The 21,048-nt window shown below is 70.1% G+C and carries 20 protein-coding genes; 13 read left to right on the top strand and 7 right to left on the bottom strand.

All coding sequences use genetic code 11. The features are described 5' to 3' along the window. The first annotated feature begins 17 nt into the window (after positions 1-17). Positions 18-1,412 (top strand): DUF1298 domain-containing protein, encoded by a 1,395-nt coding sequence (locus IPM43_13245; protein QQS24359.1) that lies wholly within the window; start codon positions 18-20, stop codon positions 1,410-1,412. An 11-nt stretch (positions 1,413-1,423) separates the two neighbouring features. On the opposite strand, the gene IPM43_13240 is transcribed toward IPM43_13245, so the two are convergent. Then, positions 1,424-1,603 (bottom strand): hypothetical protein, encoded by a 180-nt coding sequence (locus tag IPM43_13240; protein ID QQS24358.1) that lies wholly within the window; start codon positions 1,601-1,603, stop codon positions 1,424-1,426. A 129-nt stretch (positions 1,604-1,732) separates the two neighbouring features. Here IPM43_13240 and IPM43_13235 point away from each other — a divergent pair, with 129 nt between their 5' ends. From IPM43_13235 to IPM43_13220, 4 genes are read left to right on the top strand one after another with little or no spacing between them, the layout of a single operon-like run. After that, on the top strand, positions 1,733-2,545 hold the full coding sequence (locus tag IPM43_13235; protein QQS24357.1) for an SDR family oxidoreductase: 813 nt from the start codon (positions 1,733-1,735) through the stop codon (positions 2,543-2,545). After that, positions 2,542-2,826 carry a hypothetical protein gene (locus tag IPM43_13230; GenBank protein QQS24356.1) on the top strand — a complete coding sequence of 95 codons (285 nt, stop codon included), beginning with the start codon at positions 2,542-2,544 and terminating at the stop codon, positions 2,824-2,826. The genes IPM43_13235 and IPM43_13230 overlap by 4 nt, the downstream gene beginning before the upstream one ends. A gap of 2 nt (positions 2,827-2,828) precedes the next feature. Continuing rightward, the gene (locus IPM43_13225; protein ID QQS24355.1) at positions 2,829-4,625 is read left to right on the top strand and encodes a DUF2207 domain-containing protein; all 1,797 of its coding nucleotides are present in this window, start codon (positions 2,829-2,831) and stop codon (positions 4,623-4,625) included. A gap of 57 nt (positions 4,626-4,682) precedes the next feature. Next, positions 4,683-5,717, top strand: coding sequence for a hypothetical protein (locus tag IPM43_13220; protein QQS24354.1), 1,035 nt, complete (start codon positions 4,683-4,685; stop codon positions 5,715-5,717). A gap of 122 nt (positions 5,718-5,839) precedes the next feature. On the opposite strand, the gene IPM43_13215 is transcribed toward IPM43_13220, so the two are convergent. The 3 genes from IPM43_13215 to IPM43_13205 form a co-directional block, all read right to left on the bottom strand. Then, positions 5,840-6,979, bottom strand: coding sequence for a DUF222 domain-containing protein (locus tag IPM43_13215; GenBank protein ID QQS24353.1), 1,140 nt, complete (start codon positions 6,977-6,979; stop codon positions 5,840-5,842). Positions 6,980-7,062: 83 nt separating this feature from the next. Continuing rightward, the gene (locus IPM43_13210) at positions 7,063-7,785 is read right to left on the bottom strand and encodes a maleylpyruvate isomerase family mycothiol-dependent enzyme (protein ID QQS24352.1); all 723 of its coding nucleotides are present in this window, start codon (positions 7,783-7,785) and stop codon (positions 7,063-7,065) included. An 11-nt stretch (positions 7,786-7,796) separates the two neighbouring features. Next, positions 7,797-8,714, bottom strand: a complete 918-nt coding sequence (locus tag IPM43_13205; GenBank protein ID QQS24351.1) for an LLM class F420-dependent oxidoreductase — start codon at positions 8,712-8,714, stop codon at positions 7,797-7,799. A gap of 58 nt (positions 8,715-8,772) precedes the next feature. Between IPM43_13205 and IPM43_13200 the strand changes: the two genes are divergently transcribed. Both IPM43_13200 and IPM43_13195 read left to right on the top strand, forming a co-directional pair. Next, positions 8,773-9,984 carry a DUF4032 domain-containing protein gene (locus tag IPM43_13200; protein QQS24350.1) on the top strand — a complete coding sequence of 404 codons (1,212 nt, stop codon included), beginning with the start codon at positions 8,773-8,775 and terminating at the stop codon, positions 9,982-9,984. A 43-nt stretch (positions 9,985-10,027) separates the two neighbouring features. Next, on the top strand, positions 10,028-12,043 hold the full coding sequence (locus IPM43_13195) for a S9 family peptidase (GenBank protein QQS24349.1): 2,016 nt from the start codon (positions 10,028-10,030) through the stop codon (positions 12,041-12,043). Positions 12,044-12,052: 9 nt separating this feature from the next. Here IPM43_13195 and nudC read toward each other — a convergent pair whose 3' ends face one another. Further along, positions 12,053-12,838, bottom strand: a complete 786-nt coding sequence (gene nudC, locus IPM43_13190) for an NAD(+) diphosphatase (protein ID QQS24348.1) — start codon at positions 12,836-12,838, stop codon at positions 12,053-12,055. A gap of 18 nt (positions 12,839-12,856) precedes the next feature. Here nudC and IPM43_13185 point away from each other — a divergent pair, with 18 nt between their 5' ends. The 3 genes from IPM43_13185 to IPM43_13175 all read left to right on the top strand — a co-directional run bounded on the left by IPM43_13185 (position 12,857) and on the right by IPM43_13175 (position 15,447). Then, a complete protein-coding gene (locus IPM43_13185) occupies positions 12,857-14,047 on the top strand; it encodes a steroid 3-ketoacyl-CoA thiolase (protein QQS24347.1) in 1,191 nt (396 codons plus the stop codon). Between the two features lie 70 nt (positions 14,048-14,117). Next, complete coding sequence (locus tag IPM43_13180) at positions 14,118-14,603, top strand: thermonuclease family protein (GenBank protein ID QQS24346.1); 486 nt, start codon at positions 14,118-14,120, stop codon at positions 14,601-14,603. Between the two features lie 10 nt (positions 14,604-14,613). Beyond that, positions 14,614-15,447: a ChbG/HpnK family deacetylase gene (locus tag IPM43_13175; protein QQS24345.1), complete on the top strand. Its 834-nt coding sequence runs from the start codon at positions 14,614-14,616 to the stop codon at positions 15,445-15,447. A 5-nt stretch (positions 15,448-15,452) separates the two neighbouring features. On the opposite strand, the gene IPM43_13170 is transcribed toward IPM43_13175, so the two are convergent. Further along, complete coding sequence (locus IPM43_13170) at positions 15,453-15,677, bottom strand: hypothetical protein (GenBank protein ID QQS24344.1); 225 nt, start codon at positions 15,675-15,677, stop codon at positions 15,453-15,455. Continuing rightward, positions 15,674-16,642, bottom strand: a complete 969-nt coding sequence (locus IPM43_13165; protein QQS24343.1) for a PIG-L family deacetylase — start codon at positions 16,640-16,642, stop codon at positions 15,674-15,676. Before IPM43_13165 ends, IPM43_13170 begins: the two co-directional genes overlap by 4 nt. A gap of 36 nt (positions 16,643-16,678) precedes the next feature. On the opposite strand from IPM43_13165, the gene IPM43_13160 reads away from it, so the two are divergent. From IPM43_13160 to IPM43_13150, 3 genes are all read left to right on the top strand, one after another. Beyond that, positions 16,679-17,455: a YbhB/YbcL family Raf kinase inhibitor-like protein gene (locus IPM43_13160; protein ID QQS24342.1), complete on the top strand. Its 777-nt coding sequence runs from the start codon at positions 16,679-16,681 to the stop codon at positions 17,453-17,455. Positions 17,456-17,533: 78 nt separating this feature from the next. Further along, positions 17,534-19,597 carry an EAL domain-containing protein gene (locus IPM43_13155; GenBank protein QQS24341.1) on the top strand — a complete coding sequence of 688 codons (2,064 nt, stop codon included), beginning with the start codon at positions 17,534-17,536 and terminating at the stop codon, positions 19,595-19,597. Between the two features lie 10 nt (positions 19,598-19,607). Further along, entirely contained in the window at positions 19,608-21,038 is a 1,431-nt protein-coding gene (locus tag IPM43_13150) for an HAD-IG family 5'-nucleotidase (GenBank protein QQS24340.1), read from the top strand. The last annotated feature ends 10 nt before the right edge of the window (positions 21,039-21,048 follow it).

Here is a 21,048-nt window from a genome sequence, read left to right as displayed (position 1 = left end):
GCGTAGCCTCAGCCACGATGTCAGGGCAACCGCACCACGACCACAAGATGAGCGACGCCGAGGGGCTGATGTGGCGCCTCGACAAGGACCCGTATCTCTCGTCCACGTTCGCGAACGTCACGATCCTCGACCGGCCACCTGACATGGCCCGGCTGATGCGCCGGATGGAGCGCGCCACGTACGTCTTCCCCCGCCTGCGCCAGCGGGTGCAGCCGATGCCGGTCAACCTGAGCGCACCGGCGTGGGTGGAAGACCCCGAGTTCGACATCGCCTACCACGTGCGCCGCATCGGGCTTCCCAAGCCGGGGAACATGCGCCAGCTCCTCGATCTGACCTCGCTCATCTCGATGGACCCGTTCGACCGCACGCGCCCGTTGTGGCAGTTCCTCGTCGTCGAAGGGATCCGCGGCGGACAGGCAGCCCTCGTCGAAAAGCTCCACCACACGATCACCGACGGTGAGGGCGGGGTGAAGCTGTCGCTCGAGTTCCTCGACTTCGACCGCGACGCACCAGAACCCGAACCGCTCGAGCCCGACGAGATCGAGCGGCACGAGGCCGCGGCGACAGCGGGACCGTCTGCGAACGAGCTGCTGCGCGGGCTGGTCGCCGGGCCGCTGCGCCTGCCGATCGGCATCGCCAGGCAGATGAAGGACCTCCTCGCCGACCCGGCGTCGATCCCCGGCGCCAGCGCGGCAGCTGGTGATGCCTTCCGCGGCGTCGTGTCGCAGCTCTCCGACATGGACGCGGCGCGGTCGCCGCTTTGGACCGAACGCTCCTTGCGCCGCAACCTGCAGGTGCTGAAGGCGCCCTATCACGAGACACGGGCCGTCGCGAAGGCCCTCGGCGGCACGCTGAACACCGCGTTCCTCACGGCCGCGGCCACGGCGGCCGGGCGGTATCACGACGAGTTCGGCGAACCCGTCGATCAGCTGCGCGCGTCCATGGCGATCAGCACGCGCACGGAGACCTCCGGCGCCAACGCGTTCTCGCTCGCCCGCATGCTCGTGCCCACCGGCCCGATGCCGATCGCCGAACGGTTCACCTCTATCGCCGAGGCCGCCGACGAAGCACGTGAGGCATCGGCCTCGGCGTCACTCGAGACGCTGGCGAGCATCGCCACCTCGCTGCCGACCTCTGTCGTGACGCGCATCGTGCGCACGGCAAGCCAAACCGTCGACTTCGCCACGTCGAACGTGCGCGGCACGCCGGTGCCGGTCTACATCGCCGGTGCGGAGGCGCTCGCCAACTACCCCGTAGGACCGCTCGCCGGCGTGGCCTTCAACCTCACCTTGCTGTCCCACGTCGGGAGCCTGGACATGGGGTTGAACGTGGACGCCGCGGCTGTGGAGCGCCCCGATCGGCTACAGCACCACCTGAAGCGGGCGTTCGACGAGCTGCTGGCGGAGGTCTGAACCCGGCGCGCTCAGGCGTCGGAGGAAGAAGGCGCGGCACCTGCCGGGGCGGTAAGCAGGGTGCGGACGTCGAGCAACAGGTCGGCCACCTCACCGGCGGACACGAGCTCGCGGTGCAGCACCTGGGCCAAGGCCTGGTCGATGACCGTCAGCGCCTCGTTGATCACGGCGACGTCACGAGTGTCGGTCATCGATGCCTCCTTTTGCGGCCTGCCGGAAAGCTAGTGCCACCAACCGGCCGGCAAGCGTCATGGTATCGCCCGGTGGTGCGGAACGGCTGGCGCGCCGCGGGCGTCTGCGGCCACCTACCATGCGCTCCCGTGGAGCTGAGGGACCGGGTGACGGTGGTGACAGGAGCAGCCGGAGGAATCGGCGCCGCGCTTTGCCGAGCGTTCCACGACGAGGGTGCCGCCGTGGTGTGCTCCGACGTTCGCGCCGAGGGGGTCGAGGCGCTCGCCGCCTCGCTGAACGCCGCTCGGGCGGGCTCGGCGCTCGGTGTGGCCGCAGACATCTCCACCGAGGCCGCCAACGTGGCGCTGATCAGAGCCGCCGAGGAGCACTTCGGACCGATCGACCTGTTCTTCGCGAACGCGGGGATCGCGGCCGGCACGCTGCTCGAGGAGACCGATGAAGAGACCTGGCAGGCTGCCTTCGCGGTGAACCTGCATGCCCACCGCTTCGCCGCCAAGCACCTGGTGCCGGGCTGGCTGGCTCGCGGCGAGGGCTACTTCTGCTCCACGGCGTCGGCGGCCGGCTTGCTCAGCCAGATCGGCTCCGCTCCATACTCGGTGACGAAGGCCGCCGCGGTGGCGTTCGCCGATTGGCTTTCGATCACCTACGGCTCCCGCGGTGTGTTGGTGAGCTGCCTCTGCCCGCAGGGCGTGAACACCGACATGTTGCGCCAGGGCGACGACCCCGGCGCGGGCCCGGCCTCGGGCGTGGTGCGCTCCGCCGGCGAGGTGCTCGAGCCCTCTGTCGTCGCCGACATCGTCGTGGAGGCGATCCGCGACGAGCGGTTCTTGATCCTGCCCCACCCCGAGGTGGCCGAGTTCATGCGCCGCAAGGCTTCCGACCGTGACCGCTGGCTCGCCGGAATGCGCAAGCTGCAGGCCTCGGTCACGGGCCGGTGGTGATCGCGGTGGCCCAGCTCCAAGAGGCGTCGCTGGTGCGCTTCGGTCTGCACCCCGGCGAACCGGTGAGGTTCCGCAAGGGCGAGCGCGGTCGGTGGCACCACGGCCGCCTGGCCGCGGTCGAGCGCGACGGCAGCCTGCTGTTGCACGACGCCGACGGGGCGGCGCGCTCGCTGCGCCCGGAGCGGATCGAGGTCCGCCGACCGGGCTCACGAGGGCGGCTCCGCTGGTGCAACGTCGCCGACGTGGCTGTCACCTGGGAGCAGCTCGCGCTGTGGGTCTGAACGTGTCCCGACGCGCTCGCGCCGGCGTCGCCCTGGCTCTCGCCGTGACGGGGGTGCTCGCCGTCTTGGGTGTGGCCTCCGGGCCCGCCGCCGCGGGCAGCAAGTCGTTCCGATTGGTCTCGCTGCACACCGCGGCCGAGGTGCTGGCCGACGGCACGATGGAAGTGCGCGAGGAGATCGTCTACGCGTTCGACGGCGGGCCGTTCACCATCGGCACTCGGTCGTTCGCCCCCGCGTCCAGAGACCTGGTGCAGGACTTCGCGGCCAGCGAGGACGGTCGGTCGCTGACTGTCGATCCTCCCTCGGAGACCCCGACGGGCGAGTGGGAGTGGCACTTCGCCAGCCCGGCCACGAACGAGCAGCGGACGTTCGTGCTCACCTATCGCGTCGACGATGCGCTCACCGTCGGGCCCGACGTGGGCGAGCTCTACTGGCAGTTCCTCGGCGACGACCACCCCGGCATCGACACGATGACCGTGGAGCTGGCTGTACCCGGCGACTCCCCCGCGAGCACCCCCGACTCACCCGACGACGACGCGTCGGTGCTGCGCGCGTGGGGCCACGGGCCGGCTAGCGGCGCCGTCACGGTGAATCCGGGCCTGGTGACGGCGACCGTCGACGACGTGCCCTCCCGCCAGTTCGTGGAGCTGCGTGTGCTGATCCCGACCACGGAGCTCGACGTGGAGCCGAGCACTCCGCCCCGCCTCGCCCAGGTGCTCGAGGAGGAACGGTCGTTCATCGAGGACGAGGACTCCGAGCAGACCCGGCGGCGCTTCGGCGGCTTGCTCGGGCCGATCGCTGCCGGCCTCGGGCTGGTCGGCGCCGGAGTCCTGTGGCGGCGCTTCGGGCGCGAACCCAAGCCCGACTTGATGATCGGTGAGTACTGGCGCGAACCGCTCGACGATCCGCCGGCGATGGTGATCGCCAACCTGCAGCGCGGGTCGGCTCCGATCGGCCAGGCAATCGCCTCCACGCTCATCGACCTCGCCCAACGGGGCTACCTGCGCATCACCGCCGAGGTGGAGGAGCGCTGGGGACCCGACCACACCGTGCACACGATCCACTGGCAAGGCCGCGAGTTCGGACCGGAGGTGCAGACCTACGAGCGTTCCCTCGTCGCGATGGTGCTGCGCGGCCGGAACCAGATGTCCACCGACGAGCTCACCGAGTGGGGCCAGGCGCATCGCAGCGCGGCAGCGAAGGAGCTGGCCAAGGTGCAGAAGGAGATCACCGCCGAGGCCAAGCTGCGCGGCTTTGCAGTGTCCGCCCAGCCGCGCGCCAACGCGCTGGTGCTCGCGCTCACGGCCGCGGTCGCGGGTGCCGGACTCGTGGCCAGGTGGCTCGGGTCCGGATGGGGGTGGCTCGCGATCGGTGTAGCTCCGCTGATCCTCTTCGGCGGGGGGTGGCTGGTGCGCAACCGCAGCACCCACGCCGCCACCGAAGCCGCCAAGGCCAAGGGCCTGCGCAACTTCCTGCGCGACTTCTCCCAGCTCGAGGATGCACCCGTTGGCCATCTCGTGCTGTGGGAGCGCTACCTCGTGTACGCCGTCACCCTCGGCGTTTCGGCAGAGCTGCTACGCGGCCTCGCCACACGACTGCCCGCCGTCGCCCAAGATCCGGCGTTCGGCGCCTGGTACATCGGCCCCGCCGGGCGACTCGACCACATCGACGGCTTCAACAACGTCGGCGGCAGCATCTCCAGCTCGTTCTCCCCTCCGTCGAACAGCTCCGGCTCAGGTGGCGGGTTCTCCGGCGGAGGCGGCGGAGGAGGCGGCGGAGGCGGGTTCGGCGCCCGCTGAAGCCGAGGCGCTTCGTCCGCTTCGGCGGGCGCGACAAGGGACTCCTAGGGTGCGCGCATGAAGGTGCGCCTCGATCCCTCAGACGAGTACATGCATGAGCTCGGCCCCGAGTCGAACTTCAACGAGAGCATGTACATCAACTGCTTCGACCCCCGTCACCAGATCGGGGGCTGGTTCCGCATGGGCAACCGCGCGAACGAGGGCTACGCGGAGATGACCATCTGCCTGTACCTGCCCGACGGCCAGGTCGGGTTCATGTTCAAGCGGCCGACGATCACCTCCAACGACGCACTCGACGCCGGAGGGCTCACCTGGACGATGGTCACGCCCTTCGAAGAGCTGCGGGTGGACTACACCGGCAAGGTGGTGCTGCTCGACGAACCGCTGCAGATGGCGAATCCGAAGGAGGCCTTCACCGACAACCCCTATGCCGAATGTGAGGTGCACCTGAGCTTCACCGGGCAGGGGCGCGACTCGATGTTCGGCGGCGAGCCCGACAGCCCGCATGAAGCACCCGGGGAGGAGTTCGCGAAGGGCCACTACGAGCAGCTCGTCGAGGCCACCGGCACGATTCGCGTCGGCGACCGTGAATGGGACATCGCCGGCTGCGGGCTGCGTGACCACTCGTGGGGCCCGCGCTACTGGCAGGCGCCGTGGTACTACCGCTGGCTCACCGCGAACTTCGGGCCCGACCGCGGCTTCATGGCGAGCAGGGTGGCCAAGAAGGACGGCCCCGGTACACGCGGGGGTTTCGTGTGGGAGGACGGCCAGCTGCATCTGTGCGATCACTGCGAGATCAGCACGGAGTTCACCGGCGACGACGTATACCACCGCCGCGTCGACGGCGTGCTCAGCTCCAGCCGCTCGGGTAAGGAGTGGCGCTTCACCGGCGACGTGCTGAGCCTGATCCCGCTGCGCAACAGGCGCCAGGACCCCGACGGCAACTGGCTCGTCACGCGGATCAGCGAGGGCATGACCCGCTGGACGCTCCACGGCGACGGCGAGGACGCCCAAGACGACGCCGAGGGCTACGGCTTGTCCGAGTACCTCGACCAGATCATCGACGGCCAGCCGGTGGGCATCGCCGAGTAGGCGACGTCGCCGTCGTCAGCCGGCGTCGTCGTCGTTGTCGTTTGCTTCGTCTTCGGCGGCTTGGGCTTGTTGGTTGCGCCAGCGGATGAGGGCGCGGAGGCGGTCGAGGTCGTCGATTGGTCTCACGGGTTGGGGTTTGACTTGGTGGTGGTCGCTGACGTCGGGGTGGCGGTTGTGGAAGGCGCACAGCAGTGCCCGTTGAACTGGCTGGTCGGCCCGCCGTCGCGCCAGGCGGTGATGTGGTCGACGTCGCAGCGTTCCACGGTCTCATAGCAGCCGGAGGAGTGTTGGCAGCGGCGGTCGCGGACTTCGATCGCGCGGCGTAGGGCGCCGCTGAAGCGTCGTTTGTGGGTGACGGCGATGACGGTGGTCTTGTTGTCGAAGATCACCGATTCCACCAGTGCGTCGTTGACCAGTCCGGCTGCTTGGCCGGGGGTGATCACCGTGCCGTTGGACAACTCACAGATGTGCCGCAAGGTTTCGTCGCCGCGAGCACGGTGATAGTGGTCGTTGGCGGCCGTCTTGGGCTGAGCGTTGGCCATCTCCACCCGCCGCCGCCCGCCGCTGCGTGGTCGCACGACCAGTTGTGCCTTGTCAGCAGCAGCAACTGGCGTTCCAAACGGTTGAGTTCGTTGGTGAACACCGCCCCGATATCGCGCCGAGTGACCGTTGATCACCACCGTGCCATCCAACGTCGCGGACGCGTGCAACGTGTTGGCGCTCTCGTTGCGTTCGGCTTCTTCCTCGGCGGCGGCGGCGTCGGCGCGCTGACGCCAGTACCTGACCAGCCGTTCGGCGTCGGGGAACGGCAACCTGGCGCATTGATCGACGAGCCATTCCTCGCTTTCGGCGAACGCGGCCTGGCAGGGCTCCTTGCGCGCCCTGGCGAACAAGTACACGTGATCCAACGACAACCGACCGGCGGTGATCGCCGCCGCGGTCTTCGTCATCATGGCCAGATCCCGCGCCCTGGCGATCTCCACCCTGGCGGAGTGCGTTGAGGTGTTCGTCTCCCGGGCCAGGCGGTGGGCGGGGCTGCGTGACCCGTCGCCGGCCCACACCCCGCGTGTATCCCAGCGGCGAACGACAGCGGCGCGGGCGACCCCTAGCCGGGCGGTGCAGCGCTGCACCGCAACGGTCAACGCGTGCAATCTGTCATCAGAGAGCTCGACGAGGTCGAGCCGAGAGAGGGCATCGACACCGGCGTTCAAAGCCGCCAGCGCCTCTTCTTCGACCCCTACAACCCCGACTAAGGGTTCCATGAAGACAGTATACGAACATATGTTCGTATCGGCAACCCGAAGAGTGAGGAATCCGAGATCTTCTGCAGGCGATGCCGCGCGACCTAGTCGAGGTTCGTCATGGCGAGCAAAGCGGCGCCGACCGCGGCGTTGCCGACGACATCCAGCGCGCTCACCGGTAGGCGACGCCACAGCGCGAGCAGCAGGTCGCTCGCCGTGCCGCGCAGCGCGCACTCCCCCTTCGCGTGCTCACGGGTGACGACGAGCGACGAGCCTGCTCCGGGCACGACCAGCCACTCGCCGGCAACGTCGGTGCAATGCAGGTGCACCGAACCGGGCAGGACCACCAGCGCCTCTCTCGCGCCGAGCATGTGGTGGAGGAACTCGTCGATGCCGTCGCTCGCGAGCAGGGGCTCGATCGGCGCCGCGCGCCCAGCGGCACCCTCGGCGTCCCAGCGGTGGACTGCGGTCTCCTGGGCCATCCGCCGCACCACGAAGCCGACGTCTCGACGGTCGCTCCACGTCCACACGGCATCGTCATCGGCGGCCGCGTCGAGTGCGCCGACGAGGCGATCGAGACCGGCCCGGTACCACTCGATCAGTTCGTCGGCGGGAGGTCGCGGTGGCTCGGCGATCGCAGGGTCTTGGCGTCGTTCGGCGACGATCGTGCCCCAGAAGTGGTGCACCTCGCCAAGGTGCCAGACGAGCTCACCGACGTCCCAGCCGGGACAGGACTCGACCGGTTCGGGCAGGCCGGCATCGAGCGCGGCCTCGGCGAACGCCTGGCCGTCACGACGCAGGGCAGCGAGGTACGAGGAGCGGTCCATGCCGTCGATCCTCACAGCTCGGCGACGGCGGCGGCGAGCGTGCGCCACTCGGCCATCGGCAGCGCTCGCGGGTCTTCCGTCAGCACTTGCACGCACACGTGGTCGGCACCGGCGTCGAGGTGCGCGCGCAGGCGGGCGACGACGGCATCCAGCTCGCCCCATGCGACGATCGCGTCGACGAGTGCCGTGCTCGGCCCGGCGATGTCCTCCTCGGTCCAGCCGAGGCGGCGCAGGTTGTTGGCGTAGTTCGGCAGGCCGAGGTAGCCGCGCATGAACCGCACCGCCACCTCACGGGCCACCGCCGGGTCGCTCGACAGCACCACCGCCTGCTCCGGCGCCAGCAGGGCGTCAGGGCCGAGCGTCTCGCGGGCGAGCACCGTGTGCTCGACGGGCACGAAGTAGGGATGTGCGCCGAGAGCACGCTCCGCGGCGAGGCGCAACATCTTCGGACCGAGCGCGGCCAAGACGCGCTGGGGCGCAGTGCTGGGGGCCGCGCCCAGATAGAAGCTGGAGTCCATCGCGTCGAGGTAGCCGACCATCGTCGTGTAGGGCTTTTCGTACCCGGCGTGGTGCAGCCCCTCGACCGCGGCCTGGTGGCTGACCCCGATACCGAGCAGGAAGCGGCCGGGGAACGCCTCGCTGAGCGTCTTCTGGCCGGCCTGCATCGTCATCGCCGTGCGGGCGTGGAGGCTGGCGATGCCGGTGGCCACGACGAGGTGCTCGGTGGCCGACAGCAACAGCGCGCTGTTGACGAGGGGCTCGCGTCCCACCGCCTCGGGCACCCAGAGGGCGCGGTAACCGAGCGATTCGAGTTCGGCCGCAGCCTCTTGAGCGGCGGTCATCGGTTGCAGGTCGAGCTGGAACGTCCAGAGCCCGACGCGCCCGAGTGACTGGCGGTCGAGCGGCGGGGCGGGAGACGGGTCGTTCATGCGCGGCCAACCTATAGGCGACCGGTGCCGGGGGCCGTGCGATGCTTCGCCGGTGCTGATGTCCGGGCAACTGGCCGACACCGGCCTGGTCTTCCTTCCGTGGGACGTCGCGCTCGAGGACTGGCCCGACGAGCAGGTCGTCGCGCTGCCGCGTGGCATCTCCCGTCACGTCGTGCGCTTCGTGCGCCTGCCCGGCGGGGTCTTCGCGATCAAGGAGGTCGAGCAGCGCTACGCCGAGCGCGAGCACGAGCTGCTGGTTCTGCTGAACCGACGAGGGATCCCGTGTGTGGAACCGATCGGCGTCATCGCCCAGCGTGTCGACAGCTCCGGCGAGCCCCTGCCCGCCGCGCTGATCACCCGACACCTGGCGTTCTCGCTCCCCTACCGCGCGTTGTTCTCCAGCAGCCTGCGCGGCGACACCGCCGGACGCCTGCTCGACGCACTCGCCCTGCTCCTCGTCCAGGTTCACCTCGCCGGCTTCGCCTGGAACGACTGCTCGCTGTCCAACACGCTGTTCCGCCGCGACGCCGACGCGTTCGCCGCGTATCTCGTCGACGCGGAGACCGGCGAATTGCATCCGTCGCTGTCCAGGGGCCAGCGGGAGTACGACCTCGACACGGCGGCGACGAATGCCGTCGGCGAGCTGATGGACCTGCAGGCAGGTGGCCGGCTGCAGGAGGACATCGACCCTGTCTCGACCGGGCTCAGCCTACGGAGGCGCTACGACCGGCTGTGGGAGCGGGTGACGACGCCGATCGTCATCACCCGCGACGATCGCTACGCCCTCGAGAAGCACATGCGTGCGCTCAACGCGCTCGGTTTCGACGTGGCCGAGCTGCAGCTGCACACCGAGCCCGACGGTGAGCACGTGCACGTCCGGCCGAAGGTCGTCGACGTCGGCTATCACTCGAGCCGTCTGATCAGGCTCACCGGACTCGACGTGGAGGAGAACCAGGCGCGGCGATTGCTGATCGACCTCGACTCGTACCGCATCAAGCTGGGACTCGGCCTGAAGGACGAGGAGTTCGCGGCGCATCGCTGGGTGACGGATCGCTTCGAGCTGGTTCGCACCTCGGTGCCCCAGCAGATGCGCGGCAAGCTGGAACCGGCGCAGATCTTCCACGAGGTGCTGGAGCACCGCTGGTTCATGTCCGAGCGTGCCGGTGCCTCTGTGCCATTCACGGAGGCGGTCGAGGACTACGTCGCGAACATCCTCGCCGCGAAACCCGACGAACAGGCGGTGCTCGGCGCGCGCATCGAACGGTCTTGAATCCCGGAAGGCCGGTCCCAGGGGGCGTGTAGCGTCGCCGGCCATGCCTACGCCGCCCGAACCGAGCAAGCATCGCCCGATCGTCGAGCGCTTCCTGGACGGCCTCGTCGCCGCCGGGGGCCCCGTCGTCTCACCGGACGGCGCGCAGGTGGCGTTCGTCGTCGGGCGGGTCGATCTCACCCGCAACAAGACGGTGTCGCAGGTGTGGCTCGCACCTGCCGACGGGTCCCGGTCGCCGCGCCCGTTCACGGCCGGCGACCCGGGCGAGTCCTCCCCCGCCTGGTCACCCGACGGCACCCAGCTCGCGTTCGTATCGCGTCGCAGCGAGAAGAAGGGCCAGGCGACGGTGCACGTGCTGGCGGTCGACGGCCCGGGCGAGGCGCGCACGGTAGCCACGATGAAAGACGGTGCCGGCGACCTTTCGTGGTCACCCGACGGGCGCTGGCTGGCGTTTACCAGCCGCGTACCCGACGAGCGCTACGACGCCGAGGACGAGTCGTGGCAGTCGGCGCGCAGGATCGAGACCTTCTTCACCCGCCTCGACGGCGAAGGATGGGTGTTCGACCGTCCGAGCCACGTGTTCGTCGTGGCCGCTGACGGCACAGGCACCCCGCGCGACCTCACCCCCGGCACCCACCAACACCACGATCTGTCGTGGCTGGCCGACTCGTCCGGGCTCGTCACCGGCGCCGCCCGGCACGAGGGTTGGGACCGTGACCTCGCGACCGATCTCTACGTGGTGCCCCTCGACGGCGAGCCACGAGCGCTCACCGAGCAGACCGGGAACTACGGCTCACCGTCGGTCTCCCCGGACGGCACGCAGCTGGCGTTCGTCGGCAGCGACGACCCGCTCACCTACCCCCAGAACTCCAAGGTGGGAGTGCTCGATCTCGCCACCGGCGAGCGGCGGTGGGTCAGTGAGGCCCTCGACCGCACGTTCGACACCACGAGTGGCACGGTCGCGCCGGTCTGGGTCGACGACGCGACGCTCCTCGCGACGGCCGAGGACCGCGGCCGGTGCCACTTGCACCGCCTCGACGCCCGGGCGATCGACCCGCCGGTCGCACTGACCGACGGCGACAGGTGGGTGCGGGGAGCGCATGCGGCAAACGGCACGGTGGCGATCGTCGTCGCGAGCGTCGACCGCCCCGCCGAGCTCGCCCTGCTCACCGCCGGCGGCAGCGAGCGCGCGGCGAGCTCGCTCACCGACGCGTACGTCGCCCGCGCCCGGCCCCAGCCGTGGGAGCGCTTCACCGTGCCCTCGAGCGACGGCACGGTCGAGATCGACGCGTGGATCATGCGTCCCGCCGGGCTGGGCGACGAAGGTAAGCACCCGGTGCTGCTGAACGTGCACGGCGGACCGCACACGCAGTACGGGGAGACGTTCTTCGACGAGTTCCAAATGCAGGCGGCGGCCGGCTACGTGGTGGTGCTGTGCAACCCGCGCGGCTCGTCTGGGCGCGAAGAGACCTGGGGGCAGGCGATCCTCGGCCCGTTGCACCCCACCCGACCGGGTTCGGGTTGGGGCACGGTCGACGTCGACGACGTGCTCGCCGTGCTCGACGCCGCGCTGGCCCGATACCCGTTCTGCGACCCCGAGCGCGTGGGGATGCTCGGCGGCAGCTACGGCGGCTACATGGCCACCTGGCTGGCGGCCCACCACGGGGAACGGTTCAAGGCCATCTGCAGCGAGCGGTCGGTGAACAACCTGCTCACCGAGGAGTGGTCGAGCGACATCGGCACCATGTTCCGCGTCGAGCACGGCCCCGACCCGGTGGAGAACCCCGGCGAGTACCTGCGCATGTCGCCGATCATGTTCGCGCGCGACATCCACGTGCCGTTGCTGATCGTGCACAGCGAGGAAGACCTCCGCTGCCCGATCAGCCAGGCCGACGAGCTGTTCGTGACCCTGCGCCTGCTCGGACGCGACGTCACGTACTACCGCTTCCCCGGCGAAGGCCACGAGCTGTCACGCGGCGGCTCGCCGGTACACCGCCGCCAGCGGGCCGAGATCATCCTCGACTTCTTCGCCGAGCATCTCCAGCCCGCCGAAGGCTGAGAGCGACGCTCACCCCCCGCCGGCCACCCACGCGTCGATCAGCTTGCGGGCGATCGATATGCCCCCCGGCACCATCGGCAACTCGTCGCGGCGGAACCACGCCGCGTCGAGGATCTCGGTCTCGTCGCAGACGATCTCGCCGCCTGCGTGGCGTGCCCGGAACCCGAGCATCAGGCTGTGCGGGAAGGGCCAGGGTTGGCTCGACTGGTAGCGAACGTCGCTCACCTCGATCCCCACCTCTTCGCGCACCTCGCGCGCAACCGCCGATTCCAGCGTCTCGCCGGGCTCGACGAACCCGGCTAGGCAGGAGTACATCGGGATCTGCCAGTGGACGCCCCGAGCGAGCAGGGCCTCCTCGTCGTCGTCGCCACGTGTGACGAGGGTGATCATCGCCGGTGCGATCCGGGGAAACGCGACGAGCCCGCAATCCGGGCACTTCATCGCCCGTTCGGCGCGGGCAGGCTCGGTCGGTGTTCCGCAGCGCCCGCAGAAGCGATGGGTGCGCGCCCATTCGACGATCTGCACCGCGCGGCCCGCGGCGAGCCACTCGGCCTCGCTCACCCTCCCGTGGTAGCCGTACAGGTCGACCGCGGCACCCTCGGTCGGATCCTCGCCGGCGGGCACGTCGACGCTCCACAGCGCGTCGTCACCGAGCATCCCGACGAAGTGCCGGCCCCATCCCTCGTCGACCGGTGCTTCGTGCACCCAGACGCTCACCCCGACGACGTGGATGAAGCGCTGCGACACGGCGTCGGTCGGCGGCTCGAACAGCGGGGTGAAGTCGGCTCCTGGCATCGCTCGTAGGCTGGCCCGATGACCACCCCTACGTCCAGTGTCGTCGTCGTCGACGCCGTCCGCACCCCCATCGGGCGCCGCGGCGGCGGTCTCTCGACGATGCACCCCGCAGAGCTGCTCGGTGTTGCCCAGCGGGCGCTCGTCGACCGCACCGGCATCGACCCGACCGAGATCGGCCAGGTCGTCGGCGGATGCGTGAGCCAGGTCGGTGAGCAGAGCTTCAACATCACCCGCACCGCCTGGCTGGCCGCCGGCCTGCCGATGGCAACCGCCGCGACCACCGTCGACACCCAGTGTGGGTCCAGCCAGCAAGCGACGAACCTCGCGACGGCGCTCGTGCAAGCGGGTGTCGTCGACGTCGCCGTCGCCTGCGGGGTCGAGGTGATGAGCCGTATCCCGATCGGGGTCAACTCGTCGAAGAAGCTCGGCCTCGGCGTGCCGGTGCCGAAGTCCTACTTCGCCCGCTACGAGTTCACGTCGCAGTTCGAGGGAGCAGAACGGATCGCCGAGAAGTGGGGCATCAGCCGTGAAGACACCGACCGGTTCGGTCTCGACTCCCAGCAGCGCGCCGCCCGGGCGTGGCAGGAGGGCCGCTTCGACGGCCAGGTCGTCGAAGTCGACGCGCCCGACGTCGACGAAGAGGGCAAGCCCACTGGCACCACCCATCGCGTCCACCGCGACGAAGGCCTGCGCGAGACGTCGCTCGAGAAGCTCGCCACGCTGAAGCCCGTCGCCCGGGAGGACGGAGTGCACACCGCAGGCAACTCGTCGCAGATCTCCGACGGTGCGGCGGCGGTGCTCTTGACGACCGAGGCGAAGGCAGCCGAGCTGGGCCTGACACCGCGCGCCCGCGTCGTCGACACCTGCCTCGTCGGCGCCGACCCGGTCTTGATGCTGACCGGCCCGATCGACGCCACCGAGCGCTTGCTCGCGCGCACCGGGTTGTCCATCGGCGACATCGACACCTTCGAGATCAACGAGGCCTTCGCCTCTGTCGTGTTGGCCTGGGCGAAAGAGGTGGGCGCCGACCTGGAGAAGACGAACCCGAACGGCGGCGCGATCGCGCTCGGCCACCCGCTCGGCGCCACCGGCGCGTTCTTGCTGACCAAGGCGCTGTACGAGCTGGAGCGCACCGCCGGACGCTATGGGCTGGTGTCGATGTGCTGCGGCGGCGGCCTCGGCACGGGCACCGTCCTCGAACGCCTCTAGCGGTTCGAGCCCCGGTAGAACTGCCGCCGTGGGGGGCACGGCACGGAGCGCTGCGGCAACGGTCTCGGCAGTGGCATGCGCGGCGGCCGCGCTCGCCGCGGTGGCCGGCTGCACGCGCGGCGCCGGCGACAGCACCCGTCCCGCCGGGGAGGCCCTCGTGGTGGGGGTCGTCGACGGCGACACGATCGATGTCGATATCGCCGGCTCGGTGGAGCGGGTCCGCATGATCGGCATCGACACCCCGGAGAGCGTCAGGCCGGACTCGCCCGTCGAGTGCTTCGGTCCCGAGGCGTCGGCGCGCACCGGCGAGCTTCTGCCCGCGGGCAGCGTCGTGCGCCTGGTGCGTGACGTCGAGGCACGCGACGACTACGGGCGCCTGCTCGCCTACGTGTACCGCGCCGGTGACGCGATGTTCGTGAACCTCGAGCTCGTCCGCGGCGGCTATGCGGTGCCGTTCCCCTTCCCGCCGAACGTCACCTTCGCCGACGACTTCGTCGCTGCCGCGCGCGACGCGCAGGCCGCAGACCTCGGTCTCTGGGCAGCGTGTGGCGGATAGCGTCCGACCGGTGAGGTCGCTCGCCGAACGCCTTGGTCATCGCCCCGATGACCGTCTCGTGATCATCTCCTGCGACGACCTCGGTTCCTGCCACGCGGCCAACGTCGGCGTGTACCAGGCGCTGCGCGAGGGCCTCGCGACGTGCGCGTCGATCATGGTCCCTGCGCCGTGGGGACGTCACGCGGCCTCGATGTACCGGGGAGAGGACATCGGCGTGCACCTCACGCTGAACGCCGAGCATCCTCTCTACGGATGGGGCCCGATCACCCACGCGCCGTCACTGCTGTCGGGCGACGGAGGTTTCCCGAAGACGGTCGACGACCTCTGGGAGCACGCCGACCCGGCCGAGGTGCTGCGTGAGTGCCGTGCCCAGATCGAGCGCGCGATCGTCTGGGGAATCGACATCACCCACCTCACCCCGCATCTCACCGCGATCACGCTGCGCCCCGAGTTCTTCGACGTCTACCTCGAGCTCGCGGTCGAGTTCAGGGTGCCGATGCGCCTGCCTTCGACGATCAGCGCCGAGCAGGCCGGGTTCCCCTTCCGCCAACTGGCCGCCGACGAGGGAGTCGTCGTGCCCGACCACTTCGACCGCGACTGGCGCGCCGGTAGCCGCAAGCGCGTCTACGACGCGGTCGCCCGGCTCGAGCCCGGCGTGACGGAGATCCACGTGCAGCCCGCAATCGACACCGCCGAGGTGCGGGCGCTCACCGACGCCGCCGAGGGCTGGATCGACGACCTCGACCTGGTCGTCGGCGACGAGCACCTGCGAGGGCTGCTCGCCGACCGCGACGCGAAACTGGTCGGCTATCGCGAGCTGCGCGAGGCGATGCGCCGCGGCTGAGGGCGTCAGCTCGCCGCGAGCCGCGCGAGCACAGCAGCAGCCTCGCCGGAGCGGAGCACGTCGAGCAGCACCCCGGTGTCACCGGAGGCCTTCAGCCGTCCGCGCATGTACGCCACGTCGGGAGCGGTCAGCGCGTCGGCCAGGGGTACGACGATCACCACCTCGGCGTCGTCGGGGCCGTCGACGCGTTCGTCGCCCTTGCCCACCACCACCCGGTACTGCACGCTCACGCGCCGCCGCCTGCCGAGCCCGCGACAGCTGACACCAGGTCGGGCGTGCGCACGCCGGCGAACAGGTCGTCTTCGAGCTCGCCGTCTCTCGGCCCGTCGACCGCCGATCGGGCGAGCACCCAGTCCTCCCAGGGATACACCTCGACCAGCTCGTCGTCGCTCAACCCGAACCACCAGGGCTCGGACGGGTCGATCTGGGTGGCGTGGGCCCGCAGCGCCCCGGAGCGGGCACTCAGGTAAGGGCCGACGTCGAGCCGGGTGGTGATCCGGTGGTCCTGGCCGGGGCGGTCGAGCCAGCTCTGCTCGTAGGGCGAGGAGCCGCGGCGGTGGATCATCGCCTCGTGCACCGCGAGCAGGCGCGCCTTGGACCAGACGTTGTAGTACAGCTTCAGCGGCTGCCACGGGTGCCCCGCCCACGGGTACCAGATCGGGTCGCCGGCCCGGTGGAACGCCAGCACGGAGATGTCGTGGACGCGCACGTGATCCGGGTGCGGATAACCCCGCTGGTCGTCGCTGTACGTGAGGACCACCTGGGGCCGCTCGCGGCGGATGATCGTCACCAGACGGCCGACGGCCTCGTCGATGTCGGCCTGGTGGAAGCACTCCGGGTGCTCGTTGGCCGGGCTCTCGGGCATGCCCGAGTCACGAAAGCCGAGCATCACCACCTCGTCGTACCCGATGATCGCCGCCGACCGGGCGAGCTCGATCGGGCGCAGGTGCGCCATCAGCGCCTTCTCGGCCTCGGCGTCGAGGCCGTGGAAGGGCTGTCCGGCGTCGCGCAGCCCCGGGTTCTGCAGGTCGCCCTCCTCGCCGCCGGTGCAGCACACGAGCACGGTCCTCACCCCGCCGGCGTGGTACCTGGCGACGGTGGAGGCACCCTTCGAAGCTTCGTCGTCGGGATGGGCGTGCACCGCGAGCAGGCACAACGGCGCGTCGGCCTGGCTGAGGAGATCTCGCACCGACATCGGCGGAAGGCTACCGGCCCCTAGTGTGGCCCTGTCATGCAAGTGCCTCCGCCACCCCCCGCGCCGGCCCGGCGCCTCGTCCTCGCCAGCCTCGCGAGCGCGGCCACGGTGCTCGCGCTCGCCGCGTGCTCCGACGACGGTCGCGAGATGCGTGAGCCCTCGCCGGACCAGAGCCTTTCGATCATCACCACCAGCACCGCCCCGATCGACTCGGTGACCGGCAGCGAGGACATCGGCGGGTTCGACACGCCTGCTCCGAGCACCGTCGGCCCGACGCTCGGCTCGGCCGTGTCGTCGACGCTCGCTGTCACGACGGCGCCGCCGACCGCGCCGCCAGTAGATGGTGGGTTCGCCGTCAGCGCCCCCTGGCCCGACGGCGGCGAGATCGACGAGCGGCACACCTGCGACGGCCTCGACGTGTCTCCCGAGCTCTTCTGGGAGGGCGTTCCCGACGACGCGGTGGAGCTCGCGATCGTGATGCTCGACGACGACGCGGTGTCGACCGGTGACGGCGGTTTCATCCACTGGGTGGTCGCCGGCATCGATCCTGCGGTGACGAGCGTGGCCGAGGGCGAGCTGCCTCCGGGCGCGATCGAGGGTTCCAACGGCTTCGGCTCGGCGGACGCCCCCCAGCTCGGCTACGGGGGGCCGTGCCCGCCCGCTGGCCAGCCGGCCCACACGTACCGGATCGAGGTGCATGCGCTCGACCAGCAGATCGAGATGGACCAGGGCACCGTCGGCGCCGACCTGCTGGCCGCGATCGATTTCTCCAGCATCGAGCGTGCAGTGGTGCTCGGCGACTTCGCCCGCTAGCGCCCCACGGGCTGTACGGCCCGTTTTCGTCAAGGAATCCTCAAGGCCTCACCCCCGGGGAGCCCGGCTGGTGGAACAATGGCCGGCATCGGGAACGGGCAGCTCAATACGAGCGCGGCGGCCCTGCCGATCGGATTGTTCGAAACCGATCAGGCAGGTCGACTCGTCGCTGCGAACGACGCCTTCCGCGCGCTCGTGCTGGCCGGCGCGGCCGTCCCCTTGGGTTTCGCCCCGTGGGCCAACGCTCACCCCGGCGACCGCGCCGCCGCAGAGCTCGCCTGGCAGCGATCTGCCGACCGGGGCGAGCCGTTCACCACGGATTTCCGGGTGTGGCGCCCCGACGGTCGGCTGGTGTGGGTGCGCATCACGACGACCGTCCAGCACAACCCCGACGGCACGCCGCGCGGCTATCTCGGCATCGCCACCGACCACACGGAATACGTGCGCCAGCGCCAGCTCACCGATCGGTTGGTGCACCTGCTCGACGCGTCGAGCGACGCGGTGATCATCCTCGACCGCAACGGTGTCCCGCAGTTCGTCAACGAGGGTGCCCGCCGGCTGCTCTCCCTGGAGCACGACGTCGACATGGTGCGTGACCAGGGCACGCGTGAGCTCGTGCAGGCGCTGCGCGATCAGCTCCCCCGCGAGGTGATGACCGCACCGGAGAGCGCGACGTGGCAGGGCGAGGTCGGCTTCCGTACGGCCGAGGGCTTCTTGCGCACGTTGCAGCTCGACATGGTCGTGCAGCGCGGCAACGACGGCATCGTCGAGTACTACGCGTGCTGCCTGCGCGACATCACCGCCGCGAAGCAGCTGCAGGCCGAGCTTGCGCACCAGGCGACCCACGACTCCCTCACCGGGCTGCCGAACCGCACCATGTTCTTGCGCCGCCTCGGCGAAGCGCTCGAGCGCTGCCGCACCGCCCGCACGTCGCTCGCCGTGCTGTTCCTCGACCTCGACAACTTGAAGGACGTCAACGACTCGATCGGCCACGAGTTCGGCGATCTGCTGCTGACGAACATCGCGAAGCGCCTGGTGTCGGCGACGCGCCCGGGCGACGTCGTCGGGCGCATCGGCGGCGACGAGTTCGTCATCCTCGCCGAAGGCGTCGCCGAGACGTCCACCGCCTTGGAGCTCGGCGAGCGGGTGCGCCACGCGGTCACCGGAAGGCTCATCCTGCAGGGGATCGAGGTGTACACGGGCGCGAGCGTCGGCATCGCCATCGCCCACAGCCAGACGATGGAGAACGAGGGCGTCCACGACACGGCGATCTCGCTGATGCGCGACGCCGACACCGCGATGTACCACGCCAAGCTCCGCGGCCGCGCCCGATGCGAGATCTTCACCGAAGAGATGCGGGCCTCGGCCAAGGAACGCCTCGTGCTGTCCGCCGGGCTGGAGCGGGCGATGGCCCACGGTGAGCTCTACCTGGTGTTCCAGCCGGTCGTGTCGGCGCACACCGGCCGCGTGGTCGGCGCCGAGGCGCTGTTGCGCTGGAGCCATCCAGAGCGCGGCGTGCTCACCCCACCCTCTTTCGTCACGCTGGCCGAGGAGTCCGGCCTGATCGTCCCGATCGGCGACTGGGTGCTGAAGCAGGCGTGCACCGACCTGCGGGCGTGGATCGACTCCGGGCTCGTCGACCGCCAGTTCGTGATCCACGTCAACGTGTCCGCCCGCCAGCTCGCCGACTCGATCTTCGTCGAACGAGTGCTCACCACGCTGCGCGAGCTGGAGCTGGCGCCGACCCAGCTCGATCTCGAGTTCACCGAACGCACGCTGCTCGACGAGTCCTCGGCGACGGTGCGCACGCTGCAGTCGTTGAAGCGCTACGGCGTCCGCCTTTCGATCGACGACTTCGGCACCGGCTACTCCTCGCTCTCGTACCTGCGCCGCTTCCCCGCCGACTACCTGAAGCTCGACGGCTCGTTCGTGCGCGGGCTCGGCACGGACGACTCCGACGAGCCGATCGTGCGCTCGGTGATCCAGCTCGCGCACAGCTTGGACATGGCCGTCATCGCCGAGTGGGTGACGACCGATCGCCAGCTCGAACGGCTCCGCCTGCTCGGCTGCGACTTCGTGCAGGGCTACAAGCTCGGCGAGCCCGTACCCGCAGACGCGTTCGGCAAGGTGCGCTGCCCGTAGCCTCCGGGCCATGCCCGCAGAGCTCGAGGACCCGCCCGCCGAGCGTCGCGTCTTCGCCAACCGCACGCTCAACCTGCGGTCCGTGGCCGCGATCGGCTACGACATGGACTACACGCTGCTGCACTACCGGGCAGAGGTGTGGGAGGCGACGGCGTTCGAGCACGCCCGTTCATTGCTCGTCTCGCGGGGTTACCCCGCCGGCGACGCGACGTTCGCGCCGGACGACTTCATCCAGGGCCTGGTGCTCGACCTCGAGCTCGGCAACCTGGTGAAGGCGACACGCTTCGGGTACGTGATCCGCGCCCAGCACGGCACCCGCCAGCTCGCCTTCGACGAGGTGCGCTCCAACTACTCGGGCACGTTCGTCGATCTCGGCGAGCCGCGCTTCGCGTTCTTGAACACCCTGTTCTCGTTGTCCGAGGCCTCGCTCTACGTCCAGCTCGTCGACAAGTTGGACGAGGGGCTGGTGGCAGGGGTGATGGGCTACGACGACCTGCACCGGGTGGTGAAGGCTGCGCTCGACGAGTCGCACACCACCGGTGCGCTGAAGGCCGAGATCGTGCGCGATCCCGACCACTACCTAGAGCTCGATCCCGCGGTCGTGGAGACCCTGCTCGACCAGCGCGCCGCGGGCAAGAAGCTGATGCTGATCACGAACTCGGAGTGGTCGTACACGCGCTCGATGATGGGCTACGCGTTCGACCGGTTCGTGCCGAGCGGCAATTGGCGAGACCTGTTCGACGTCGTCGTCGTCGCCGCCGGTAAGCCTCGCTTCTTCGAGATCGACGAGCCGGTCTACGAGGTCGTCGACCTGGAGCGCGGCCTGCTCGCCCCCCACGTCGGCGTGCTCGAGCTGGGAGGCGTCTACCACGGCGGCAACGCGAGGCTCGTCGAGCGCAGCCTCGGCCTCGCCGGCGACCAGATCCTGTACGTCGGCGACCACCTGTTCGGCGACGTCCACGTGAGCAAGGCCACGCAACGGTGGCGGACTGCACTGATCATGCGCGAGCTCGAGGCCGACCTCTCGTCTGCACACGACTTCGCCGCCGACCAGGCCAAGCTTGTCGAGCTGATGGAGGAGAAGGCCGAGAAGGAGGAGCGTGTGGCTCACCTGCGCCTGCGCCTGGCACGCCTGCGCGACGGGCGCGCCCGCCGCGGCGACCGGGCGGGAGATCTGCACCGTGAGGTGGAGGGCGTCCAGGCCAGGTTGCGCAGCCTCGACGAGGAGATCACCCCGCTCGCGATCGCGGCCGGCCGGTTGGGCAACCCGACGTGGGGCCCGCTGATGCGTGCCGGCAACGACAAGAGCCTGTTCGCCCGCCAGGTGGAGCGTCACGCCGACGTCTACTCCTCGCGGGTGTCCAACTTCGGGCTACGCACCCCGTTCGCCTACTTCCGGGCCGCGCGCACGAACCTGCCCCACGACCAGCCGACGCTCTGAGCGCCCGCGT

The organism is Actinomycetota bacterium, from assembly GCA_016700055.1.
In the GTDB taxonomy this organism is placed as follows: Bacteria; Actinomycetota; Acidimicrobiia; order Acidimicrobiales; family Ilumatobacteraceae; genus Kalu-18.
Note: the sequence above shows the minus strand (reverse complement) of the source record. Positions and strands in the feature narration are given on the sequence as shown.